The organism is Pseudonocardia sp. HH130629-09 (assembly GCF_001294645.1).
Taxonomy (GTDB): domain Bacteria; phylum Actinomycetota; class Actinomycetes; order Mycobacteriales; family Pseudonocardiaceae; genus Pseudonocardia.
This window is the reverse complement of sequence record NZ_CP011868.1, coordinates 4,721,485-4,744,929: the sequence shown is the minus strand read 5'-3', so window position 1 is coordinate 4,744,929 and position 23,445 is coordinate 4,721,485. Positions and strand designations below refer to the sequence as shown.

Genomic DNA, 23,445 nt, shown 5'->3' with positions numbered 1-23,445 from the left:
CGCACGGGCCCCCGCGCCGGCGGTCCCGGGAGCCGTGCGCGGCGGACCGGTGGGGGTGGGCGATGATCCCTTCTCCGGACCCGGTGGACCGTGCCCGGAGAAGGAGGCGACGTGGACGAGGACCTGATGGGCCGGCTGATCCGGTTCGCCGACCTGACCGCCTGGCCGGCGTTCGCGGCGCTCGGGGTGCAGGAGGAGTCGATCGACCGGCTGCTCGCGACGACCGCGGGCCTGGACCCGTCGGCCGTCGCCGGGGTGCGTGCCGGGCTCGCCGCACGGGTCCGGTCCGCGGCGCGGGCACTGCGGAACGAGCCGCCGGTCGCCGCCGGGTTGCACCGGATGGGGCTGCGTCCGGGAGAGCGGGTCGTGGTCGTCGGCGACTCGCTGTCCGCCGACCGGCTGAGCTGGGCACGGCTGCTCGCCGAGCTGGTCCCGATGGTCGAACCGGAGACGACGGTCGAGGTGCTCGCGCTGTCCGGCCGGACCAGCTCCGAGGCGCTCGCGCTTGGCCCGGTCCTGGTCTCCCGGGTGCCGACCCGGGTGCTGGTCATGCTGGGCACGAACGACATCCGCCGGGAGGGCACGACCACCGGGATCCGGATGGTGTCGATCAGCGAGACGGCACGGAACCTGCGGGCGCTGCGCCTGCTGCTGGAGACCGAGAGTGGCGCCCGGGTGCGGTTCGTCGTCCCGCCGCCGGTCGACCCCCGTCGGGTGGCCGCCACCCGCGAGCTCACCGGCGAGTGGTGGGACCCGGCCGACGTCCCCGGGCTCGTCGCGACGGTCCTGGAGGTCGACCCGGATGCGGTCGACCTGTCCGGGATGCCGGTGCGGCCCGACTTCTGGGAGGACGACGGCCTGCACCCCAGCCCGATCGGCCAGGTCGCGATCCTGCGGGCGGTGCTCGCCCGGATCTGACCGGCGCGCCCGTTCCCGGCCCCCGGCCGGACCTCCGTGTCCGGTCGGGTCGGGTGCGCCGTCGGATCAGCCGCGCAGCGCGGCGACGGCGGCGCGGGCCGCGGCGGCGACGGCGTCCTCCCCGCGCTGCTCGTCGGCCGGGTCGGCCGGGACGGTGAACACCGTCAGGACCAGCGGTGCGCCGTCCGGCGGGTAGAGCACCCCGGAGTCGTTGCGCTCCCCGAGTGGTCCGGAGCCGGTCTTGTCACCCACGCCCCAACCCGCCGGGACCGCCGCGCGGATCTGCCGGTCGCCGGTGGTGTTCGCGCGCAGCCAGCCGGCCAGCCGGTCGCGCTGTGGGGCCGGGAGCGCGTCGCCGAGGACGAGGGTGCGCAGCGTGGACGCCAGCGCGGCCGGGGTCGAGGTGTCGCGCTCGCCGTCGCGGTCGTTCAGCGCGGTCTCCGCCCGGTCGGAGCGGGTGACCGTGTCGCCGGTGGTGCGGAGCCAGGCGGTCAGCTCGGCGGGGGAGCCGACCTCGCGCAGCAGCAGGTTGTGGGCGGTGTTGTCCGAGACGGTGACGGCGGCCTCGCACAGCTGGGCCACCGTCATCCCGGTCGCGAGGTTCCGGGTGGTGACGGGCGCGTACTCCAGCAGGTCCGCGCGTCCGTAGCGGACCGGGCGGTCGAGCAGGCCGGGGTCGGACAGCGAGCGGTGCAGCGTGAACCCGGCCATGAGCGCCTTGATCACCGAGCACATCAGGAAGCGGTCGCCGTCGCGGTGCCCGGCGCTGCGGCCGGTGCCGGTGTCGAGCACGTGCACCCCGATCGTGCGGGCGTAGGTGCGCTCGACGTCGGCCATCGCGGGGATCGGCGCGGTCCCGGTGTCCGGGGCCGGCGGAGCGGCTGCGGGAGGAGCGGGTGCGGGCGGTGCACAGCCGGTCAGCGCGGTGCCGCCGAGTGCTGCGCCGGCGAGGAGCAGGGAGCGACGGGAGATCGTCATGGGCGCACCGTGGCCGATCCGCGGCGATAGCGCGAATACGATCGAGCTGCGCGTGTGATACCCGTTCGATATGAGGCGAGGCCGGTGGACCTGCTACGGCACCTGAGCTTCTTCGTCGCCGTCGCCGAGGAACGGCACTTCGGCCGCGCGGCCGCCCGGCTCGGCATGGCGCAGCCGCCGCTGTCGCAGGGACTGCGCCGGCTCGAGACCCGACTCGGGGTGGTGCTGTTCGACCGCGGACCCGGTGGCGTCGCGCCGACGGCGGCCGGGCGCGACCTGCTGCCCCGCGCCCGTGCGCTGCTGGAGGACGCCGATGCGCTCGTCCTGGCCGCCGTCCGGCACGCCGAGGCCGCCCGGGTGCTGCGGCTCGGGGCCGTCGCCGACCTCGGGCCGGCCGCGACCGCACGGCTGGCGGCCCGCGCGGCGGCGGTGACCGGGCTGCGGGTGGCCCCCACCGTCGCCACCACGGTGGCCCTGGTCGACGCGGTGTCGGACGGGACGCTCGACGTGGCCGTCGTCGCGCACCCGGCGGTGCTGGAGTCGGCGCGCGCCGGTCCGGTCGTGGCGTTGCCGACCACGCTGCTGCTGCCCGCCGGACACCCGGCCGCTGCGGGGCCCGGGCCGGTCGTGCTGCGGACGCTGCGCGGCCTGGAGCTCGCGACCGCGCCGCGGGCCCACGCCCCGGCCGCCCACGACCTGCTGCTCGACACCCTCGACATCCGTGGCTGCCCGGTCACCGCGGCCGGGGCCGCCTCGCCGTCGGAGGCGCTCGCACTGGTCGCGACGGGTGCCGCGTTCGCGCTCACCCCCGACCCCGGCCTGAGCGCCGAGGGCGTCGCCCGCCGATCGGCGGCGGGGGAGCCGGTGCCGTTCCGGGTCCGGGTGGTGCACCGCACCGGGACACCGGAGGGCGTCGTCGACGCGCTCGTCGCGGCGCTGCGGGAGCCCGGGTGAGCCCCGCCGACGAGGTCCGCGCGGTGTTCCGCGACGCCGGGGTGCGCGGCTGGCTGCACGCCCGCCCGGTCTCCGGGGACGGCCCGCACCACTCCGACCGCGACGTCGACGCCGGCGCCCACGCCCCTGTCGTGATGGCGTCGGTCTACAAGCTGTTCGTGCTGGTCGCCTACTGCCGGGAGGTCGACGCGGGCACGGTCGACCCGCGGGAGCCTGTCGTCGTCCCGGTGCCGCGCACGCCAGGGCTCACCGGCATCTCCGCGCTCGTCGACCCGGTGACGATGAGCTGGCGGGACCTGGTCACGTCGATGGTGACGGCCTCGGACAACGCCGCGGCCGACGTCGTGCACAGCCGGGTCGGCCGGGACCGGGTCGCTGCGCTGCCCACCGAGCTGGGCCTGCCCGGGACCCGCATCCGCGGCGGCACCGACGAGGTGTTCGCCGACCTGCTCGCCGACACCGGCACCGACGACGTCGCCGCGGCCTTCGGGGTGCTCGCCGACAACGACGTCCCGGTCGAGGTCCGCGCGCTCAGCCCGGTCTACGGGTCGGCCACCACCGCCGCGGACGTCACCGCGCTGCTCGCGCTGCTGTGGCGCGGCGAGCTCGCGTCGGAGGCGTCGACGGCGTTCGCCCGCCGGCTGCTCGGGGCCCAGATCTGGCCGCACCGGTTGCGTGCCGGGTTCCCCGCACCGACGCAGGTGGCGGGCAAGACCGGCACGGTCGGCGCGGTGCGCAACGATGTCGGGGTCGTGACCTACCCGGGCGAGCACCCGGTCGCCGTCGCCGTGTTCACCCACTCCGCCCGCAGCGACACCACCGTGCCGCGCGCGGACGCCGCGATCGGCGCCGCCGCCCGGGTCGCGGTGCACGCGCTGCGGGCCCCCGCGCTCTGAGTCGCCGCGTCAGCCCGCCGGCAGCCACTCCCGCGCCGCCGCGACCAGCGCCGCGACCCCGACCGACAACGTCGGCTCGATCACCGGCGCGTAGCGGGGGGAGTGGTTCGACGGCAGCGACGCGCTCCGCTCCCGGATCTCCGCGACGCCGGCCGCGCCCTCGAACGCGCCCGGGTCGGCCCCGCCGAGCAGCCAGAACACGCACGGGACCCCGGCGGCGACGGCGAACCGCCCGACGTCCTCGCTCCCGGTCACCGGCCCCGGGTCGACGACCGGGAGCGGGGTGACGGTGGCCAGCGCGGCCCGGGTGCGCTCGGCCGCGTCGGCGTCGTTGACCACCGGCGGGAACGACTCCAGCAGCCGGACCTCGGGGTCCCTCGGTGCCCCGGAGGCCGCGGCCTCGCCGCGCACGGTCCGCTCGATCCCGGCGAGCACCCGCCCGCGCACCGACGGGGTGTACGAGCGCACGGTCAGCCCCAGCTCGGCGGAGTCGGGGATGACGTTCTCCTTGGTGCCCGCCCGCAGCATCCCGACGCTGAGCACCGCGGTCTCGGTCGCGGCGATCTCGCGCGGGACGACGGTGTGCAGCCGCAGCGTCGTCGCCGCGGCCAGCAGCACCGGGTCGACGGTGGTCTCCGGGCGCGCCCCGTGCCCGCCCACGCCGTGCAGGGTGATCCGCAGGCTGTCGCTGCCCGCGAAGGCCGGCCCGGAGGCGACGGCGAGGAGCCCGGCGGGCAGCGGCGCGACGTGCTGGCCGAGCACGACGTCGGGGGTGCCGAACCGGTCGTAGAGGCCGTCGTCGAGCATCGCGTCGGCCCCGGCGCCGAACTCCTCGGCGGGCTGGAACACCACGAGCAGCGTGCCCCGCCAGGTGTCGCGGGTCGCGGCGAGCTCGGCGGCGGCACCGACCAGGCAGGTCACGTGCATGTCGTGCCCGCAGGCGTGCGCGACGGCGGTCTCCTCGCCGTCGCGGCCGACGGCGCGGACGGTGCTGGCGTAGTCGAGGCCGGTGTCCTCGGCGACGGGCAGTGCGTCCATGTCGGCGCGCAGCAGGGCGGTGGGGCCGTCGCCGTTGCGCAGCACGCCGACGACGCCGGTCCGCCCCACGCCCTCGGTCACCTCGTAGCCGCACCGGCGCAGCCGTTCCGCGGCGATCCCCGCGGTGCGGGTCTCGGCGAAGGAGAGCTCGGGACGGCGGTGGAGGTCGCGGTACAGGTCGGCGAGGTCGTCGAGGTTGGCGAGGTCGTCGTAGAGGTCGTCGAGGCCGGCGCCGGGGTGACTGTCGCTCACACCCGGCGAACGTAGTCCGGAACCCGTTCGAGCGACACGGGCGGCGCAGTGGAGTGATGGCGACACCCTCACCCGATGTGGTGAAACCGCCATCCCGGGGACAATCGGATGACCGGTCGGGTTAACGGTTTGTTCAAGTTCGCCCTAGGATCAGCCCATGACGCAACCGGCTGGAGCGCCTCGATGACCCTGGAACAGGTCCGTCCGACCGGTCCGGACACCGGTGACCGGTGGCGCGGCCTGGCCGTGTTCGTGGTCCGCTCCGCGGCCGCTCCGCTGCTCGACGAGGCCGTCGCGGGGGTGGCCCGCGGGCTGGAGATCCTCGACGTCGTCGTCCTCGACGACCAGCAGGTCACCCGGGTCCGGGGCCAGGTGCCCGCACCGCCCGCCCGGCCGGCCCCGGCCGGCGCGCCGTACGCGCTCGTGGTCGCCTGCGACGTGGTCGCCCCGGTCGGCACCTCCGGGGTGCGGGCCACCCAGGACCGGGTCGCCGCCGTCCTCGACTACACCGAGAAGCGGGTGCTGCGCCGCGTCCCGCCGCGCGAGCACTACCTGCCGGTGCAGGCGTCGTCGTCGCCGGAGCACGCCCTCGCCCTGCTCGACGCGCTCGGGGACCCGGGGATCCTGCACCGCATCGCCGGCCCGGTCGCCGATCTGGGCCGCCGGTGCGCGATGCCCTTCCCGGTCGTGCGGATGCTCGGCGGCACCTCGCCCGGGTTCCGTGCCCGCGTCGCACTGGTCCGCCACCCGGTGCACGGGCCGTCGGTGTGCAAGGTGTTCCGGCCCGGGGCGCGCGAGGCGTTCGAGCGCGAGCTGCGTGCCCGCCTCGAGCTCGGTGACCTCCCGGAGGTCCCGGAGCTGCTCGAGCGCGGGGAGAACTGGCTGCTCACCCCGTTCTACGGCGACACCGGCCGGCACGTCGTGCGCCGGCTGCCGGGCGAGCTCGCCCAGCTGCGCCCGGAGGTCGTGCGGACGCTGCTGCGGTTCTGCCGCGACCTGCACGAGCGCGGCCGTTTCGTGCTCGACCTGTCTCCGCACAACCTGGTGTGGGACGAGCGTGCCGGACTGAAGGTCCTCGACCTGGAGTTCGTCCTCGACTACCCGGGCGAGCCGCCGTCGTGGTCGGACTGCTGGAGCCTGCGCGGCGTGCCCGCGGAGTACCGCGCGTCGGTGGAGGGACTGCCCGACCTGGTGCTGACCCGCGGCGTCGGGAACTCGGTGTTCCATCCGGCGATCTCCGGGATGAACCGCGCCCGACTGCTCGCCGAGCCCCGTCGCGGCGACGCCGCGCACAGCGGGGCCACCCAGCTCGCGTGGTACAGCGCGCTCGGTACCGTCGGCCGGTTGCATCCCGCACTCCGCGGGAAGCGGCACTGACGGCGCGCCCTCCGGCGCGCCGACCCGCCCCGACGACCGGAGGACCCGCGTGACCGGACCCGGCGGCGACCTGCCCGACGACCCGACCCGGCCCCTGCGGCCCGTCCCGGCCGACCCACCGCCACCGGACGGCCCGCCGTCGTCGCCGGACCGGGCGACGGGCGGACCCTCGCTCACGACACGGACCGCGCGCGGCTTCGCCTGGGCGTTCACCGGCACCGTCGGCCAGGCGGTCCTGCAGATCGGCGCTACCGTCGCGCTCGCCCGACTGCTGACCCCGGACGAGTTCGGTGCCGCCGCGGCCGCGCTGCTCGTCGTCGGGCTGACCCAGCTGGTGACCCAGCTCGGTGTCGCCGCGTCGCTGGTGCACCGCGAGCGCCTCGACGACCGCGACGTGACGGCCGCGTTCTGGTTCTCGGTGCTGGTCGCCGCGGTGTTCGCGGCCGTGCTCGCGGCCGGGTCGCCGGTGCTCAGCCCGCTCGTCGGGCTGCCCGCCGACTCCGGCCTGCTGCCGCTGCTGTCGGTGGCACTGCTGTTCGCAGGTGCCGCCGCGACGCCGCTCGGGCTGCTGCAACGCGACCTGCGGTTCCGTTCGATGGCCACCGTCGACCTCGTCGCGGCCGGGCCGGCGCTGATCGGGGTGAGCGTGGCGCTGGCCGCGGCCGGGTACGGCGCCACCGCGCTCGCCTACGGCGAGATCGCCGCCGCCGTGGCCAAGTGCGTCGGCTACCTGGTGCTGACCCGGCCTCGGTTCCGGCCCGAGGGCCCCGCCGCGAGCTGGGCCCGGCTGCGTCCGCTGCTCGGCTACGGCGCCGGATTCTCCCTCGCCCAGCTCGGCAACTGGTTCGCGCTCAACGCCGACAAGCTCGTCGTCGCCAACGCCCTGGGTACCGGCCCGCTCGGCGTCTACGGCCGCGCCTACAACCTGCTCTCCGAGCCGGCCAACATCATCGGCGGTGCCGCGGACAAGGCGCTGTTCCCGGCGATGGCCCGGGTCCGCGACGACGGCCCCCGGCTGCGCGCCGCCTACGTCCGCAGCGCCAGCCTCGTCGCGCTGGTCACCGTCCCGGCCGCGGTCCTGCTGTGCGTGCTCGCGCCCGAGGTCGTGCACGTGCTGCTCGGCGACCAGTGGGACGCCGTCGTGCCGCTCGTGCAGCTGTTCGCGCTGGTGCTGTTGCCGCGCACCTCCTACAAGATCAGCACCTCGCTGACCCGGGCCACCGGCGCGGTCTACCGGGCGGCCTGGCGGCAGTGGCTCTACGCCGGCTACGTCGTCGTGCTGACCGTGACCGGCGGGCTGCTGTGGGGCCTGGTCGGCGTCGCGGCGGGGGCCTCGCTCGCCATCGTGATCCACTTCCTGGTGATGCTGCAGTTCTCCGCACGGGTCTCACCCGGCCTCATGGGCGCGGTCCTGCGGATGTACCTCAAGCACGTCCCGGCGCTGGTGCTGACCGTCGCGGCGACCTGGGGCGTCGCGACGCTGGTCCGCCCGCTCGGGATCGACCTGGTCACCCTCGCCGTCGCCGCCCTGACCGGCGGGATCGCCACGCTCGGGACGCTGGTCGTGCTGCGCGGACGGTTCGCCGCCGAGCTCGGCGTGGTGCGCAGCCTGCGCGGGGGCGGGGCTCCCCGCGGGCCGCGCCCGGCCGGCTCCGGATCCGGCCCCGTCGTTCCCACAGCCCCCGCAGCCCCTGCGGCGCCTGCCGGGCCCGCGCTCCCGACCGGGCCCGCCGCTCCCGCGGCCCCGGTGGACGACGCCACCGTGCAGCTGCCCGCCGTCGGCCGCGGTGACGCGCCGCGAACGGTCGGGACGCCCGCCGACCGCCGCTGAGCCGACGCCCCGCGTGCGCCCGGACACGCCCTGCGGGCAGGGTTGTGCACGGTCCGACGACGACGGAGGTCGTCGACCGTCGGTGTCCCGGAGATCCCGGGACGCGTGCGAGGGAACGAGGTGCTCATGGAGCGCGTAGGCGTCGTCGGCTGCGGCCAGATGGGATCCGGGATCGCGGAGGTCGCGGCACGGGCCGGGTACGGCGTGCGGGTCGTGGAGACCTCCGCCGCCGCCGTGGAGGCCGGCCGGGCGCGGCTGGAGTCGTCGCTGGCCCGGGCGGAGAAGCGCGGCCGGATCGACTCGGCGGAGGAGGTCCTGGCCCGCATCGAGGTGATCGAGGGCCTGGACGCGCTGGCCGACCGGGAGCTCGTCGTCGAGGCGATCGCCGAGGACGAGGCCCTCAAGACCGGCGTCTTCCGGGAGCTGGACCGGCTCGTCACCGACACCGATGCGGTGCTGGCGTCGAACACGTCGTCCATCCCGATCATGAAGCTGGCGGTGGCGACGAAGCGGCCGGAGAAGGTCGTCGGCATCCACTTCTTCAACCCGGTGCCGGTGCTGTCGTTGGTCGAGCTCGTCCCGAGCCTGATGACCGCCGACGACACGCTCGCCACCGCCCGCACCTTCGTCGAGGAGGGGCTCGGCAAGAAGGCGATCGACTGCCAGGACCGCGCCGGGTTCGTCGTCAACGCGCTGCTGGTGCCGTTCCTGCTGTCGGCGATTCGGATGATGGAGTCCGGCTTCGCCACCGCCGAGGACATCGATGAGGGACTGGTCCGCGGCTGCGCGCACCCGCAGGGCCCGCTCGCGCTGTCCGACCTGATCGGCCTGGACACCGTGCAGGCCGTCGCCGAGTCGATGTACGCGGAGTTCAAGGAGCCGCTGTACGCGCCGCCGCCGCTGCTGGCCCGCATGGTCGACGCCGGGCTGCTCGGCAAGAAGGCCGGGCGCGGCTTCTACACCTACTCCTGAGTCACCTGCCCCGGACCCCGGGGAGCGCGGTTGTGCTCCCCGGGACAACGGGTGTGCTCCCCGGGCCAAGACCGCAGGTCGTCGGGCGGCCAGTCTCGTGGGCGACGCCATCCCACCACGAGGCGAGGAGCATCCATGACCGCGACGCACGAGGCCCCGGCGACCACCGTGACGGAGAAGGTGGTCAAGGCCGCCTGTCCGCAGGACTGCCCGGACACCTGCGCGATGCTGGTGACCGTCGACGGCGAGGGGAAGGCCACCTCGGTCGTCGGTGACCCGGACCACCCGTACACCAACGGCGGTCTGTGCGTGAAGGTCAACAACTACCTGGACCGGGTCTACGACCCGGGCCGCGTGCTGTTCCCGATGCGCCGGACCGGACCGAAGGGCAGCGGCCGCTTCGAGCGGATCAGCTGGGACGACGCCGTCACCGAGATCGCGACCCGGTTCCGGGCGATCGCCGACGAGCACGGTCCCGAGGCCGTCATGCCGGTGAGCTACCTGGGCACCCAGGGCATCCTCAACGGCCTGAACGTCGGCGATCCGTTCTTCGCCAAGCTGGGCGCCACCGTCGCCGAACGCACCTACTGCGACTCCGGCTCCTGCACCGCCTACGCCATGACCATCGGCGACACCGCCGGCGTGGACCCGGAGAGCCTCGTGCACTCCAAGTTCATCCTGGTGTGGGCGTGCAACATCATGAGCACCAACCTGCACCTGTGGCCCTACATCGCGAAGGCGAAGAAGAACGGGGCGAAGGTCGTCGTCGTCGACCCGGTCCGCACCCGCACCGCGGCCGCCGCCGACCAGCACATCGCGATCCGCCCCGGCACCGACGGCGCCCTCGCACTGGCCATGGCGAACGTGATCATCGCCGAGGGCCTGACCGACGACGACTACATCGCGAACCACACCGTCGGCTACGACGAGTTCGCCGAGCGCGTGCCCCGCTACACCCCCGAGTGGGCCGAGTCCGAGACCGGCGTGCCCGCCGAGACCATCCGCACGCTGGCCCGCGAGTACGCCGGCGCCCAGCCGTCGGTGATCCGGATCGGCGTCGCCGTCGAGCGGCACGCGGGCGGCGGCCAGACCGTGCGCGCGCTGTCCTGCCTGCCCGGCCTCGTCGGCGCCTGGCGCAAGCCCGGCGGTGGGATCCTGCAGCTGCCGCTGTGGGCGTTCCCGGTCAACTGGGGCGCCTTCATGCACCCGGAGATGCTGACCCCGGGCACCCGCGTCATCAACCAGTACCGGCTCGGTGCCGCGCTGTCCGGTGACGTGCCGGCCGGGCCGCCGATCAAGGGCCTGTTCGTCTACAACTCCAACCCGGTCGTCACCACCCCCGACCAGGACCGGTTGATCGCGGGGCTGCAGCGCGAGGACCTGTTCACGGTCGTGTCGGAGCAGTTCATGACCGACACCGCGGAGTACGCCGACATCGTCCTGCCGGCCACGACGCAGATCGAGCAGGACGACATCATGTTCTCCTGGGGCCACCTCTACGTGACCTACAACCACCAGTCGATCGAGCCGCTCGGCGAGGCCGTCCCGAACACCGAGATGTTCCGCCGGATCGCGGCCGCGATGGGCTTCGACGACCCGGTCTTCCGCCGCACCGACGCCGAGATGATCGCCGAGGCGTTCGACTGGTCCCACCCGCACATGGAGGGGATCACCGTCGAGTCGCTGAAGGAGCAGGGCTGGCAGCGGCTCAACGTCCCCGCCCCGGACGCCTACGCCCCGCACGCGGAGGGCGGTTTCCCGACGCCGTCGGGCAAGGTCGAGTTCGTCTCCTCCGCCGCGGCGGGCGGCAACTTCGTCGTCCCGCTGTTCCGGCAGGGCTCCAACGACCACCAGCCCGGCGAGCCGGTCGACCCGCTGCCGCACTACATCCCGCCGCGCGAGTCCGCCGCGGCGGACCCGGAGCTGGCGGCGCGCTACCCGCTGAACCTGCTCACGCCCAAGTCGCACGCGTTCGTGAACTCCAGCTTCGGCAGCCACGAGTTCCACCGCCGCGTCGCGAACGAGCACACCCTGATCGTGCACCCGGACGACGCCGCCGCCCGCGGCATCACCGACGGGTCCCCGGTGCGGGTGTTCAACGACCGCGGTGAGTTCACCGTGCTCGCCTCGCTGCAGGACACCGTGTCCCCCGGCGTGGTCGTCAGCCCGATGGGCGGCTGGCGGAAGAACTCCAAGGCGGGTTCCACCCTGGCCGCCGTCAACCCGACGGTGTTCGGCGACCTGGGCAACGCGCCCACGTTCTCCGACACCCTCGTCGAGGTCGAGACCGCCTGAGCCGCGGTCCGGCCGGAGCCCCCTCTCCGGCCGGGTCGCCCACCCACCTGTCACCACCGTCCACATCGGAGGAAAGACCCCGTGGCCTACGTCGTCACCGAAGCCTGCATCGACGTGCAGGACCGTGCCTGTATGGAGGAGTGCCCGGTCGACTGCATCTACCCGGGGGAGCGGATGATGTACATCCATCCCGACGAGTGCGTCGACTGCGGCAAGTGCATGCCCGCCTGCCCCAGCGAGGCCATCCACTGGGAGCACAAGATGCCCGCCGAACAGCTCGACTTCGTCGAGGCGAACGCGCTGTTCGTACGCGAGCAGGGCTTCTCCGGCGGTGGCGAGGACGCCGACCCCGCCGACGGCGACCACCCGATCGTCGCTGCGCGGAAGCCCCGGTGAGCGGCGAGCTCAGCGCGGACCTGGTCGTCGTCGGTGCCGGACCGACCGGGCTCTACGCCACCTACTACGCCGGCTTCCGCGGGCTGTCGGTGGTCGTCGTCGACGCCCTGGACCAGCTCGGCGGGCAGATGTCGGTGCTCTACCCGGAGAAGCCGGTGTTCGACGTCGCCGGCTTCCCCCGGGTCCGCGCCCAGGACCTGGTCGACTCCCTGATCGAGCAGGCGGCCCTGGCCGAACCGACCTACCTGCTCGGGCACGACGCCGTCGGGCTGGAGCAGTTCGACGACGGCGTCGCCGTCACCACCGACCGCGGCGTGCGGATCCGGGCGGGCGCGTTGCTGGTCACCGGCGGGATGGGCCGGTTCACGCCGCGCCCGCTGCCCGCGGGCGGCGACTACGTCGGACGCGGGCTGCGCTACGCCGTGCCGCGCCCGGCCGAGCTGACCGGCAGGGACGTGCTGATCGTGGGCGGCGGGGACTCCGCGGTGGACTGGGCGCTGTGCCTGGAGCCGCTGGCCGCGTCGGTCACCCTGGTGCACCGGCGCGACGCCTTCCGCGCGCACGAGCGCAGTGTCACCGAGCTGCGTGCCTCCTCGGTGCGGATCCTGACCCCCTACGAGGTCGCCGACGTCCGCGGCGACGACCGGGTGGCCGAGGTCGACGTCGCCGGCCCGGACGGCGTCGAGACGCTGAAGGTCGACGAGCTCGTGGCCGCGCTCGGCTTCAAGGCCGACCTGGCCGCGCTGTCGAGCTGGGGGATCGGGATGAGCCGGCGCCACATCGCCGTCGACCGGTCCATGCGCACCACGCTGCCGCGGGTGTTCGCGGCCGGGGACATCACCGACTTCGAGGGCAAGGTCCGGCTCATCTCGGTCGGGTTCGGCGAGGCCGCGCTGGCGGTCAACAACCTCGTCCCGCTGGTGCGACCGGACCTGCCGGTCGTGCCCGGCCACTCGAGCGACGCGGCATGAGCGCCCCGGCCGCGGGGCCCGGCGGCGGGTGGTCGCCGGGCACGGTCGGGCGGGCGATGATCGGCTGCCCGAAGACCTGCGGGCGCACCACCACGGTGCACCAGGCACGCGAGGCCCTGCGCGACGGCCACGTGCACGCGCTGCTCGTCGTCGACCGGGGGGTGCTGCTCACCGTCGTCGAGCGGGCCGACCTGGAGGGGCGCCCCGCCGCCGCGCCGGTGCGCTGGCTCGGTGGGCTCTCCGGCCGGACCGTCGCCCCGGCCGCCGACGCCGAGTCCGTACGGGGCGCGATGGCCGGGGCCGGCCGGCGGCGCCTGGCCGTCGTCGACTACCGGGGCCGGCTGCTGGGCCTGCTCTGTCTCAAGCGCTCGGGGGCCGGGTTCTGCACGGACGAAGGGGTCCGGGCGCGCGCCGCGGAACGCGTTCCTCACATCGGAGCTACACGATCGTGACGTGCGCGTGCGATGCTCGGGTATGGCTTTGGTCACGCTCGACACCACCACCGTGGCCGAGACCGACCGGTTGGACTTCTGGCGCTCGACGGTCTGCGACCAGTTCGTGCCCCTCGACGTCAGGCCCTCCACCGGCGGCCTGGTCTCCGGACGAGTGACGGCGGCGTCCGTCGCGGGTACTCACCTGCGGCGGATAGCCTCGGTTCCGCACCGCTTCGACAGGACTGTACGGCAAGTTCGTTCCGCAGACGAGGACTTCCTCCAGATCGCGCTCGCCCGCCGTGGACGCACCCTGGTCGTCCAGGACGGGCGGGAGGCGGTGATCGGCCCCGGCGAGTTCGTGATCTACGACAGCAGCCGGCCGTTCACCTTCGTCACCTCGGACTGCTTCGAGTACCAGGTCTGCCTGCACCCGAAGGGCTCCCTGCCGCTGTCGGCCGCCGAGACCGCCGCCGTCACCGCGATCACCTTCGACGGCCGGCGTGGCATCGGCGCGATGCTCCCGCCGCTGCTGTCGTCGCTGAACCGCGCGATCGGCGACGACGTGCCCGAGGCCGCCCAGGAGGCCGTCGCCCGCACCATCGGGGACGTGTTCGTCGCGCTGGTGCGCAGCACCGTGCCGGCGGCGGTGCCGGAGAACCTGCACGTCACCCGGGCCCGCGGGTTCATCCGCGAGCACATCGCCGACCGGGACCTCGACCCCGCCGGGGTGGCGGCCGCCTGTGCGATCTCGGTCAGCTACCTGCACAAGCTGTTCGCCGAGGAGGGGACCACGGTGGCCGGGGCGATCCGGGAGGAACGGCTCCAGGGCGCCTGGGCCGACCTGCGCCGCCCCGAGCTCGCGCACGTCGGGGTCGGCGCGATCGGCGCCCGATGGGGCATGCCGGACCCGGCGGCGTTCAGCCGGGCCTTCCGGACCCGGTTCGGGCGGTCGCCGAAGGCGCACCGCGAGTCCTGAGGGCCGGCCGGGCGGGGAGGCCCGCCCGGCCGCTCCGCTCAGATCCGCTGTTGGCCGAGGAACCCGGTGACCAGCTTCGTCAGGTCCTCGGGCCGCTCCAGGTGCATGCAGTGGCTCGACCCCGGCCCGGTCACCAGCTCGAAGCGGGCGTCCGGGATGCGCTCGGCCACCGCGCGGGACTGCCAGGGCGGGGTCAGCAGGTCCTGCTCGCCCACCGCGACCAGCGTCGGTGCCGTGATCGCGTCCAGCCGGTCGAGGGTGTCGTGGTCGAGGTCGGCGTCCCACTGCTCGACGGTCACCTGCATCTGTGCCTCGTCCTGCGGGAACGCCGGCAGCAGCGCCTCCAGCAGCGCGCCCACGTTCGGGTCGTCGAGTGCCTGCGGGGAGAACGCGAGCCCCGATGCGGTCAGCGCGGACTCCATGTCGCGGTGCACGTAGGGCAGGCGCAGCGCGCTCAGCACCGCGCGCTGGAAGCCGTCGGTGCGGCCCCAGGTGCCGTAGAGGACCTGCGAGGCGACCTGCCCGGGGCGGGTCAGCGCGATCTCCTGCGCGACGGCCGAGCCCAGCGACCAGCCGAGCAGGTGCGCGCGCGGGATCTCCAGGGCGTCGAGCAGTGCGGAGGTGTCGGCGACCATCGACCCGACCGTGATCGGCCCGGACCCGCGGTCGCTGCCGCCCAGCCCCCGGTTGTCGAAGGTGATGACCCGGTGGGTCTGGGCCAGCCGGTGCGCGAGCTCGCCCCAGAGCGGGATCGCGCCGGACGTCCCCATGATCATGAGCAGCGGGTCGCCGTCGCCTGCGGTCTCGTAGTGCAGCTCGACGCCGGTGGACACGGTGATGCGGGGCACGGTGGGTCTCCTCGGGGGTGTGCGGTCGGGTCGGCGGTGCTCAGGGGTGCTCAGGGGTGCTCGGCGGTGCTCAGCGGTACTGGAGGCCGTCGTCGAGGTCGGCCTTCGGCAGCTCGACCCGGTCGACGTCGTGCTCGTGCATGTGGGTCCACGGTTCGCGGTCGCCCTGGCCGAACATCCGGTGCGCGGACCGCCCGATGTAGCCGGGGTTGAAGTTCTCCTCCGAAACCCACGGCAGGCGCGGCATGTCGGCGTCCTGCGGTGCGACGGTGGGGACGACGACCTGGTGGCGGCGCTCGTCCATGCGCGCGAGGATGCGGCCGATCAGGTCGTTGACCAGGTCGATCCGCAGCGTCCAGCTGTGCCGGAAGTAGCCGAAGGCGTAGGCCATGTTCGGGATGCCCTCGATCATCAGCCCGCGCCAGGTGACGTGGCGGGTGAAGTCGACCGGCTCGCCGTCGACGGTGAAGGGGATGTCGCCGAACACGGCCAGGTCGAACCCGGTCGCGGTGACGACGACGTCGGCCTCGATGACCTCCCCGGAGTCCAGCTCGACGCCCTTCTCGGTGAACCGGGCGATGGTGTCGGTGACGACCGACGCCTTCCCCTCGCGCATCGCGGCGAAGAAGTCGCCGTCGGGCACGAACGCGATGCGCTGCTGCCAGGGGCGGTAGCGGGGGACGAAGTGCTTCTCGATGTCGGTGCCCTCGGGGAGCAGCGGCCGGATCGACTCGATCAGGAACTCGTGCAGTGCGTCCGGGTCGTCGCGGCCGGTGGTGGCCAGCCAGTCGAGCTGCTGGACGTAGGTGCGGCGCAGGATCTCGTGGGTCCACTCGGCGGGCAGGTCGAGGGGCTCCAGCATCGTCGCGAGGTCGTGCACGGTCGGCGCGGGGAACCAGTACGACGGCGAGCGCTGCAGCATCGTCACGTGCTCGGCGGTCGCCGCCGTCGCCGGGACGACCGTCGCCGCGGTGGCGCCGGACCCGATGACCAGCACCTTCGCGCCCGTGACGTCGAGGTCCGACGGCCAGGACTGCGGGTGCACGACGGTCCCCGCGTACTGCTCGAGGCCGGGCCACTGCGGGGTGTAGGGCTCGTCGTGGTTGTAGTAGCCCTGGCACATCCACAGGAACGACGCGGTCGTCGACAGGGTCTCACCGGTGTCGGTGCGCGTCACCTCCGCGGTCCACCGGTACTCCGCCGACGACCAGCTCAGAGCGGTGACGCGGTGGTGGTACCGGATGTGCCCGGCCAGGTCGTCCTCCGCGATGACCTCGTCGAGGTAGGCCAGGATCTCCGCGCCCGCGGCGATCGACGGCCCCGTCCACGGCTTGTGCCGGTAGCCGTAGGTGAACAGGTCGCTGTCGGAGCGGGCCCCGGGGAAGCGGTGGGTCCACCAGGTCCCACCGGGGGCGTCCTGGGCCTCCAGCAGCACGAAGCTCCGGTCCGGGAACTCCTCGCGGAGCCGGTGGGCGGCGCCGATGCCGGACACCCCGGCCCCGACGATCAGGACGTCGACGTGCTCGCTGGTCGTGGCGGTCATGGGTCCTCCGGGCGCAGGTGTGACGGCGGTCTCTCGACGCTAGGGCGGCCGGCCCGGTCCCCGGGTGTCCGAACTTCGGACACCGGGGGGTGTTGACCGGTGCCGCATCATGTGATGACGAGCACAGAGAGGTGCGTCGATGGGGGATCTGCTCGCACGCCGTCGCGAGCTCGTGTCCGCGCGGGCCGAGCTGCTCGACCGGCCCGACGCCGCACCGCCCGGCGTGCCCGGTCACGTCGTCGCGTCCTGGCGGCGCAGCATCGCGGGTGGGGTGGACCCCGCGACGATCGCGAACCGCTTCCACCCCGACCTCGACACCGGTTCCCGGCTGGTCCGGTGCGCGCGCCCGGTCATGGAGCAGCTGGCCGAGCAGGTCGCCGGGATCGGGGTGTGCGTCGCGCTCACCGACGACCGTGCCCGGCTGCTGGTGCGCCTCGACACCGACGCGGTTATCGCGCGGTCCGCGGACGTCAACGCGTTCGCCGCGGGCTTCGGCTACGCCGAGGGCGCGGTCGGGACCAACGGGGTCGGGACCGTGCTGGAGTCCGGCCGGCCGGTGCACATCGTCGGCGCCGAGCACTTCGTCGAGCAGCTGCACGACTACGCCTGCGCCGGCGCCCCCGTTCGTGACCCGGCGACCGGGCGGGTCGAGGCGGTGCTGGACCTGTCCTGTCGCGCGGAGCACTCCTCGCCGCTGCTGCTGTCGCTGGTGCGCTCGGCGGCCGCCCGCATCTCCGACGCCCTGCTGCACGACCGCGACCCCGCCCAGCAGGCCCTGTTCGACGCCTACGCCCGCACCGAGTCCCGCACCCGGCGGGCGGTGCTCGCCGTCGGGCGCCGCACGGTGCTGGCGAACAGCGCGATGCAGACGTTGCTCGACGCGGACGACCACGCCGCGCTCACCGACCACGCCAGGTTCCTGCTGCTGCGCGGCCCCGGCGTCGACGACCGGGTGGAGCTGCCGTCGGGGACCCGGGCGCGGCTGCGCGGCGCGGTCGTCCCGGCCGGCGGGGCGCTCGCCGGCCTGGTGGCGGTGGTGACGCTCCTGCGCGAGGCCGACGGCGGCCACCCCGCCGGCCCGGTCGCGACGACCCCGTGGTCCGGCGCCGACGGGGTGAGCCCGGCCTGGCGGGTGGCGCGGGCCGCCGTCGCCGCGGCACTGGGGGCGGGAACGCCGTTGCTGGTCACCGGTGAGCCCGGCTCCGGGCGCGCGCGGCTGATCGCCGACTGCTGGCCCGGCCCGGTCGTCGAGGTCGGCCCCGACGACGACGGCGCCGATCTCGACGACCGCGTCCGGCGGGCCGGGCAGCGGGCGCTGGTGCTGCTGCGCGACCTCGACCGGCGCGACGCCGGGGTGCCGCCCGCCCTCGCCCGCGGGGACCTGCCGACGGCCGGCACCCGTGCGGACACCGCCGTCCCCGACCCCGTCCGCGACGCCGTGCTGGCCCGGTTCCGGGTGTCGGTGCCGGTCCCGCCGCTGCGCGGCCGCCCCGGCGACCTCCCCGGCCTGGTCGCCGCGCTGCTCGCCGAGCTCGCCCCCGGCCGCGACGTGCGGCTGTCCGCCGGGGCGCTGCGGACGGTGAGCAGGCACCCGTGGCCGGGGAACGTGACCGAGCTGCGCGACGCGCTGACCGCGGCCCTGGGCCGGCGGCCGGTGGGTGTGGTCGAGGCGACCGACCTGCCCGAGTCCTGCCAGAGCGCGCCGTCCGGGACGCTGCGGGCGGTGGACCGGGCCGAGCGGGACGCGATCGTCGCCGCGCTGCGCGACACCGACGGGAACCGGGCCGCCGCGGCCGCGGCGCTGGGGGTGGCCCGGTCCACGCTCTACCGGAAGATCGCGCAGTACCGGATCACGGGGTGAGGTCAGCTGCCGTGGTGGTAACGGCAGGCGGCGATGCGGGCCTCGTCGTCGACGATCTCGAGCACGAGCCGGTGCTCGTGTGCTCGTTCCACCATGCCGGACGAGCAGAACCGCTCCCGGTGCGGTACGACCGGGCCGTGCCCCACCCCCATGCCGTGTCGCCGGACATCGTGTCGCCGGACATCGTGCTGCCCGAGACCGTCCTGCTCTGGGACGCCGACGCGGTCGCCGACCCGCCCGCGGAGCCCTGCTGCCTGGCCGGGACCGCGCCGGGTGACCGGGCTGCGGTCTACCGCACCGGGCCGGGCGGCGGCGTGATGGCGCTGTTCGCGTTCACCGGTCCCGCCGAGCCGCACCCCGGCGGACGGCACGCGGCGGGCGTCGTCGTGCCGGTCGGACGGCCGGTGCCGCGGGCCGAGCTGCTGGCCGACCCGGTGCTCGCACCGGTGTTCCGGCACCTGCGCGGCCGTCGCCGGCTGCCACCCGACGCGGCCCGTCGGCTGGTCGCGCTCCTCTCTGGGTGAGCCGCGACGCCCGGCCGCCGGGGCGCGCCGGCCGGGCTCATCCCCGCACGACCTCGGCGATCGCCGCGCCCAGCTCGGCCGTCGTCGCGGTGCCGCCCAGGTCCAGGGTGACGGCCGCGCCGCCCCGCCCGACGACCTCCTCGACCGCGGCCAGCACCGCCGCCGCGGCCTCGTGCTCGCCCAGGTGCTCCAGCATCATCGACCCGCACCAGATCTGGCCGACCGGGTTCGCGACGCCCTTCCCGGCGATGTCCGGCGCGGACCCGTGCACCGGCTCGAACAGGCTCGGGAACTCCCGCTCCGGGTTGATGTTCGCGCTCGGCGCGACGCCGATCGTGCCGGTGCAGGCCGGCCCGAGGTCGGACAGGATGTCGCCGAACAGGTTGCTGGCGACCACGACGTCGAACCGTTCCGGGCTCATCACGAACCGCGCCGCGAGGATGTCGATGTGGGAGGAGTCGACGTCGACGTCGGGGTACTGCGCCGCCATCGCCGCGACGCGCTCGTCCCAGTACGGCATGGTGATCGCGATGCCGTTGGACTTCGTCGCCGAGGTCAGGTGCCGGTTCGGGTGCCGCCGCGCGAGCTCGAAGGCGTAGCGCAGGATCCGGTCGACACCGATGCGTGTCATGACGGTCTCCTGAATCACGACCTCGCGGTCGGTTCCGGAGAACATCCGCCCGCCCACCGGCGAGTACTCGCCCTCGGTGTTCTCCCGGACGATCAGCATGTCGATGTCGCCGGGGGAGCGGCCGGCGAGCGGAGCGGCGACACCGGGCAGCAGCCGGGCCGGGCGCAGGTTGACGTACTGGTCGAAGCGGCGGCGGAACTGCAGCAGGCTCCCCCACAGCGACACGTGGTCGGGCAGCACTTCGGGCCACCCGACGGCGCCGAAGAACAGCGCGTCGAAGCCGCGCAGCTGCTCGAACCAGTCCTCGGGCAGCATCGTGCCGTGCTCGAGCCAGTGGTCGGCGCTCGCGAAGCCGAACTCGGTGAACTCCAGCCCGATCCCGAACCGCTCCGCGGCCGCGGTCAGCACACGGACGCCCTCCGGGACGACCTCCTTGCCGATCCCGTCGCCCGGGATGACGGCGATGCGGTGCGCGGTCATGTCGTGTCCTCCTCGACTCGGTTGCATCTATCCTGATCGGCGAACCGGGCGCGGTGAACCGTCCTCCGGACCGGACAGTCTTTCCGCACGGGGAAGGAGCAGGCGTGGAGCTGCCCGAGTTCGACGACCTGCGCTTCTTCGCCGGGGTCGCCGCCGCGGGCACGCTGACCGAGGTGGCGCGCCAGTGGGGCGTGTCGGTGTCGGCGGTCAGCAAGCGGCTCGCCCGCCTGGAACGACGCCTGGGCGTCCGCCTGGTCAACCGGTCCACCCGGCGTCTCACCCTGACCGACGAGGGCCGCCGCTACGCCGAGGGCGCCCGCGACGTGCTGGGCCGGATCGACGACCTGGAGGACGAGATCGGCCGTCGGCGCTCGGGGCTGCACGGCCGGATCGCGGTGCACTCGTCGATGGGGTTCGGCCGGGCGCACGTCGCGCCGCTGCTCGGCACGTTCGAGGCGGCCAACCCGGACCTGCGCGTCGACCTGGAGCTGTCGCACCTGCCGGTCGCGGTCGGCGGCTCCGGCTACGACTTCGCGGTGCGCGTCGGACCGCTGCCGGATTCGCGGCTGCACGCCAGGGTGCTGCACCGCAACCGGCGCGTGGTGTGCGCGGCGCCGTCGTACCTGGGCCGCCGCGGCGCCCCGCGCACCCCGGCCGACCTGGCCGGACACGACTGCATCGTGATCCGGGAGAACGACACCGCCTACGCCCACTGGCGCTTCGGGACCGACGCCAACGCAGCCGGGGTCCGCGTGACGGGCGCGATGACCTGCAACGACGGCGAGGTCGCGACGGCGTGGTGCCAGGCCGGGCGCGGGCTGGTGATGCGCTCGCTGTGGCAGGTCGCGCCGCTGCTCGCGTCGGGGGAGCTGGTGCAGGTGCTGGCGGACGTCCCGACGCCGTCGGCGGACCTGCTGGCGGTGCACGGGGCCGATCCGCCCCGGCGGGTCCGCGCGGTGCTCGACCACCTCGTCGACGGGCTGGCGGAGCGGCTGCCGGTCAGGCCGGTTCCCGTTCCCGGCGCCGGGTCCACGGCCACGTGATCACGGCCCACCCCATCGCGACCAGCACGAACTCCACCACCAGGTAGACCGGCCACGGTCCCAGCAGGTCCAGCACCGAGGCGTTCGACGGCTTGTGGGCGAGGAAGCCGTAGTTCGTGCCGGCCGCGAGGTTGAACGGCAGCACCACGGCCGCCCAGGCGACCGTCGCCGCCAGCGTCACGCCCATCCCGCGCCAGGTCGGACGCACCCCCGCCCCCCAGGTCAGGTACACCGCCGCCCAGGTCACGAGCAGGTGCAGCGCCCAGAAGTGCAGGAACGCGACGTGCGGGAGGTCGGGGGAGTCGGTGGCCGGGGTGAGCAGCGCCTGCGGGGTCAGGGTGAGCCCCCAGTAGTAGAGCGGCGCGCAGGCCCACCAGCGCCGCGTCCACAGGGCGACCGCCGCGGTGACCCAGGACAGGTCCGACAGCTGCAGCGGCAGCGAGATGTGGACGTCGAAGGTCTGCGGGGTCAGCAGCCGCACCTGCAGCGGGACGAGCAGCACGACGATGACGACGGCGAACGCGCGCAACAGGCGCAGCTCCGCGGGGGTGCCGCGTAGCCGCCGTCCGAGGGCCACCAGCGCGACCGTGCCGAGGACCCCGACGGTCAGCGCGCCCCAGTGGGTCGCGCCGTAGGGCACGAAGACGCCGGTGTCCCCCATCGCCAGATCATGACGCACCGGGCAGCGCCGCGAGCAACCGCCACAGCGGGCGCTGCACCGCGTCGGGGATCCCGGCGAGGGAGAAGTCCAGGCCGTGGGCGACGTTGAGCCGCGCGAGCCGGCGCAGCGGTGGCAGCCGCCCGGCCGTCGCCAGGATCCGGAACTGCTCCTCCAGGGACCCGGCCGGGGTCTCGACGGTGCGCACGCGCACCGGGCCGTCGCTCCCGTTGTCGAACGAGTGCGTGACGCCGGGCGGCACCACGATCCCGTCGCCGGGGTGCAGCAGGCTCGTCCAGCCTCCGACCCGTACCCGCAGGACGCCCTCGAGCACGGTGAACGACTCGGTGGCGCCCCGGTGCCGGTGCGGCGGTGGACCGGCCACCCCGGGCGGTACGACGGCCTCGAACTCGAAGGCCGGAGCGCCGCTGTGCAGCACGTCGATGGTCTCGCCGGACGGCATCTCGATGCGGCTCACGGCGGCCTCCCGGGTCAGGCGCCGGCGGTCCCGGCGGTGTCGGCGGTGTCGTTCTTCTTCTTCCGCTTCGGGATCAGGTGCGCCACGGCGACGATCACCGCGCCGACGACGACCCCGAGGATCGCCGAGCCCACGGTGTTGGTGAGCCAGCCCAGGAACCCGCCCAGCGCACCGGTCGCGCCGGCGACGGCCACCTCCAGATGGTGCACCAGGTCGTAGATCGGGGAGAAGCCCAGCTCGTCCATCCCGACGAGCAGGATGTGCCCGCCGACCCACAGCATCGCCGCGACACCGACGACCGACAGCGTCGTCAGCACGATCGGCATGGCCTTCACCAGTCCGCGGCCGAACGACGCGATGGGGCCGGAGCCACGCTTCGCCAGGGCCAGGCCGGCGTCGTCCATCTTCACGATGAGCGCGACCGCGCCGTAGACGAGCGCGGTGATCGCGACGGCGACGACGGCCAGGATGATCGCCCGGGCGACGATGCCCTCGCTCGCGACCTCGTTCAGCGCGATGACCATGATCTCGGCGGACAGGATGAAGTCGGTGCGCACGGCGCCGGAGACGACCCGGCGCTCGTTCTCCGCCGGGTCCGCGGCGACCTTCTCGTCGCGCTCCTCGGGCTGCTCGGAGTGCCCGGAGAAGTACTCCCAGAGCTTCTCCGCGCCCTCGTAGGCCAGGTAGCAGCCGCCGACCATCAGGATCGGGGTCAGCAGCCACGGCGCGAACTGGGAGAGGATCAGCGCGACCGGCAGGATGAAGATGATCTTGTTGCGCAGCGAGCCCTTGGCGATCCGCCAGATGATCGACAGCTCGCGCTCGGGCTTGAGGCCCTGGACGTAGCGGGGGGGACCGCGGCGTCGTCGACGACCACACCCGCGGCCTTGGCTCCGGCGCGCCCGGCGGCCCCGGCGACATCGTCGAGGGAGGCCGTCGTCAGGCGCACCAGCGCCGCGACGTCGTCGAGCAGGGCGAACAGTCCGCTCATCGGGTCACCGTCCGTTGCATGGCCGAATCCGTGCGCACGCGCGGAGCCTACGGGGAGAGCGGGACGAACGGGACCGAACCTGCACGATCGCGGGGCTTGA

Annotated in this window: 22 protein-coding genes and 1 pseudogene; 14 read left to right on the top strand and 9 right to left on the bottom strand. The window is 74.5% G+C overall.

Annotated features, from left to right (window positions below):
• Positions 1 to 111: 111 nt before the first annotated feature.
• Positions 112 to 918 (top strand): SGNH/GDSL hydrolase family protein, encoded by an 807-nt coding sequence (locus XF36_RS21940; protein ID WP_060713415.1) that lies wholly within the window; start codon positions 112 to 114, stop codon positions 916 to 918.
• Between the two features lie 66 nt (positions 919 to 984).
• Here XF36_RS21940 and bla read toward each other — a convergent pair whose 3' ends face one another.
• Positions 985 to 1,896 (bottom strand): class A beta-lactamase, encoded by a 912-nt coding sequence (bla, locus tag XF36_RS21935; protein ID WP_064485480.1) that lies wholly within the window; start codon positions 1,894 to 1,896, stop codon positions 985 to 987.
• Between the two features lie 84 nt (positions 1,897 to 1,980).
• Between bla and XF36_RS21930 the strand changes: the two genes are divergently transcribed.
• Together XF36_RS21930 and XF36_RS21925 are read left to right on the top strand one after the other, a co-directional pair.
• The gene (locus tag XF36_RS21930; RefSeq protein WP_060713414.1) at positions 1,981 to 2,850 is read left to right on the top strand and encodes a LysR family transcriptional regulator; all 870 of its coding nucleotides are present in this window, start codon (positions 1,981 to 1,983) and stop codon (positions 2,848 to 2,850) included.
• Entirely contained in the window at positions 2,847 to 3,746 is a 900-nt protein-coding gene (locus tag XF36_RS21925; protein WP_060713413.1) for a serine hydrolase, read from the top strand. The genes XF36_RS21930 and XF36_RS21925 overlap by 4 nt, the downstream gene beginning before the upstream one ends.
• Before the next feature lie 9 nt (positions 3,747 to 3,755).
• On the opposite strand, the gene XF36_RS21920 is transcribed toward XF36_RS21925, so the two are convergent.
• The gene (locus XF36_RS21920) at positions 3,756 to 5,036 is read right to left on the bottom strand and encodes an amidohydrolase (RefSeq protein ID WP_414706204.1); all 1,281 of its coding nucleotides are present in this window, start codon (positions 5,034 to 5,036) and stop codon (positions 3,756 to 3,758) included.
• Positions 5,037 to 5,219: 183 nt separating this feature from the next.
• On the opposite strand from XF36_RS21920, the gene XF36_RS21915 reads away from it, so the two are divergent.
• The 8 genes from XF36_RS21915 (at position 5,220) to XF36_RS21880 (ending at position 14,288) form a co-directional block, all read left to right on the top strand.
• A complete protein-coding gene (locus XF36_RS21915; protein WP_060713412.1) occupies positions 5,220 to 6,413 on the top strand; it encodes a hypothetical protein in 1,194 nt (397 codons plus the stop codon).
• Between the two features lie 49 nt (positions 6,414 to 6,462).
• On the top strand, positions 6,463 to 8,244 hold the full coding sequence (locus XF36_RS21910) for a lipopolysaccharide biosynthesis protein (RefSeq protein ID WP_060713411.1): 1,782 nt from the start codon (positions 6,463 to 6,465) through the stop codon (positions 8,242 to 8,244).
• Positions 8,245 to 8,370: 126 nt separating this feature from the next.
• Positions 8,371 to 9,216, top strand: coding sequence for a 3-hydroxybutyryl-CoA dehydrogenase (locus tag XF36_RS21905; RefSeq protein ID WP_060713410.1), 846 nt, complete (start codon positions 8,371 to 8,373; stop codon positions 9,214 to 9,216).
• Positions 9,217 to 9,351: 135 nt separating this feature from the next.
• Positions 9,352 to 11,511, top strand: a complete 2,160-nt coding sequence (locus tag XF36_RS21900) for a molybdopterin-containing oxidoreductase family protein (RefSeq protein WP_060713409.1) — start codon at positions 9,352 to 9,354, stop codon at positions 11,509 to 11,511.
• An 81-nt stretch (positions 11,512 to 11,592) separates the two neighbouring features.
• Positions 11,593 to 11,907: a ferredoxin gene (gene fdxA, locus XF36_RS21895; RefSeq protein WP_060713408.1), complete on the top strand. Its 315-nt coding sequence runs from the start codon at positions 11,593 to 11,595 to the stop codon at positions 11,905 to 11,907.
• The gene (locus XF36_RS21890) at positions 11,904 to 12,878 is read left to right on the top strand and encodes an NAD(P)/FAD-dependent oxidoreductase (protein WP_060713407.1); all 975 of its coding nucleotides are present in this window, start codon (positions 11,904 to 11,906) and stop codon (positions 12,876 to 12,878) included. The genes fdxA and XF36_RS21890 overlap by 4 nt, the downstream gene beginning before the upstream one ends.
• Positions 12,875 to 13,330, top strand: coding sequence for a CBS domain-containing protein (locus XF36_RS21885; protein ID WP_060713406.1), 456 nt, complete (start codon positions 12,875 to 12,877; stop codon positions 13,328 to 13,330). The genes XF36_RS21890 and XF36_RS21885 overlap by 4 nt, the downstream gene beginning before the upstream one ends.
• A 22-nt stretch (positions 13,331 to 13,352) precedes the next feature.
• Positions 13,353 to 14,288, top strand: a complete 936-nt coding sequence (locus XF36_RS21880; protein WP_060713405.1) for a helix-turn-helix domain-containing protein — start codon at positions 13,353 to 13,355, stop codon at positions 14,286 to 14,288.
• 38 nt (positions 14,289 to 14,326) lie between these two features.
• Here the strand turns inward: XF36_RS21880 and XF36_RS21875 are convergent, their stop codons facing one another.
• The gene (locus XF36_RS21875; protein ID WP_060713404.1) at positions 14,327 to 15,136 is read right to left on the bottom strand and encodes an alpha/beta fold hydrolase; all 810 of its coding nucleotides are present in this window, start codon (positions 15,134 to 15,136) and stop codon (positions 14,327 to 14,329) included.
• 70 nt (positions 15,137 to 15,206) lie between these two features.
• Entirely contained in the window at positions 15,207 to 16,679 is a 1,473-nt protein-coding gene (locus tag XF36_RS21870; protein ID WP_060713403.1) for a flavin-containing monooxygenase, read from the bottom strand.
• Positions 16,680 to 16,818: 139 nt separating this feature from the next.
• Between XF36_RS21870 and XF36_RS21865 the strand changes: the two genes are divergently transcribed.
• Complete coding sequence (locus XF36_RS21865; RefSeq protein ID WP_060713402.1) at positions 16,819 to 18,540, top strand: sigma-54-dependent Fis family transcriptional regulator; 1,722 nt, start codon at positions 16,819 to 16,821, stop codon at positions 18,538 to 18,540.
• Positions 18,541 to 18,542: 2 nt separating this feature from the next.
• On the opposite strand, the gene XF36_RS34455 is transcribed toward XF36_RS21865, so the two are convergent.
• Positions 18,543 to 18,635, bottom strand: coding sequence for a type II toxin-antitoxin system YoeB family toxin (locus tag XF36_RS34455; RefSeq protein ID WP_145981454.1), 93 nt, complete (start codon positions 18,633 to 18,635; stop codon positions 18,543 to 18,545).
• A 42-nt stretch (positions 18,636 to 18,677) separates the two neighbouring features.
• Here XF36_RS34455 and XF36_RS21860 point away from each other — a divergent pair, with 42 nt between their 5' ends.
• Positions 18,678 to 19,064 (top strand): hypothetical protein, encoded by a 387-nt coding sequence (locus XF36_RS21860; protein ID WP_145981453.1) that lies wholly within the window; start codon positions 18,678 to 18,680, stop codon positions 19,062 to 19,064.
• A 37-nt stretch (positions 19,065 to 19,101) separates the two neighbouring features.
• Here the strand turns inward: XF36_RS21860 and XF36_RS21855 are convergent, their stop codons facing one another.
• Positions 19,102 to 20,175 (bottom strand): tartrate dehydrogenase, encoded by a 1,074-nt coding sequence (locus tag XF36_RS21855; protein ID WP_060713400.1) that lies wholly within the window; start codon positions 20,173 to 20,175, stop codon positions 19,102 to 19,104.
• A 104-nt stretch (positions 20,176 to 20,279) separates the two neighbouring features.
• Between XF36_RS21855 and XF36_RS21850 the strand changes: the two genes are divergently transcribed.
• Entirely contained in the window at positions 20,280 to 21,218 is a 939-nt protein-coding gene (locus XF36_RS21850; protein ID WP_060713399.1) for a LysR family transcriptional regulator, read from the top strand.
• On the opposite strand, the gene XF36_RS21845 is transcribed toward XF36_RS21850, so the two are convergent.
• From XF36_RS21845 to XF36_RS21835, 3 genes and pseudogenes are all read right to left on the bottom strand, one after another.
• Complete coding sequence (locus XF36_RS21845; RefSeq protein ID WP_060713398.1) at positions 21,175 to 21,879, bottom strand: TIGR02206 family membrane protein; 705 nt, start codon at positions 21,877 to 21,879, stop codon at positions 21,175 to 21,177. The genes XF36_RS21850 and XF36_RS21845 overlap by 44 nt on opposite strands.
• Positions 21,880 to 21,886: 7 nt before the next feature.
• Complete coding sequence (locus XF36_RS21840) at positions 21,887 to 22,354, bottom strand: cupin domain-containing protein (RefSeq protein WP_060713397.1); 468 nt, start codon at positions 22,352 to 22,354, stop codon at positions 21,887 to 21,889.
• Between the two features lie 14 nt (positions 22,355 to 22,368).
• Positions 22,369 to 23,345, bottom strand: a pseudogene (locus XF36_RS21835) (DUF808 domain-containing protein).
• Between the last annotated feature and the right edge of the window lie 100 nt (positions 23,346 to 23,445).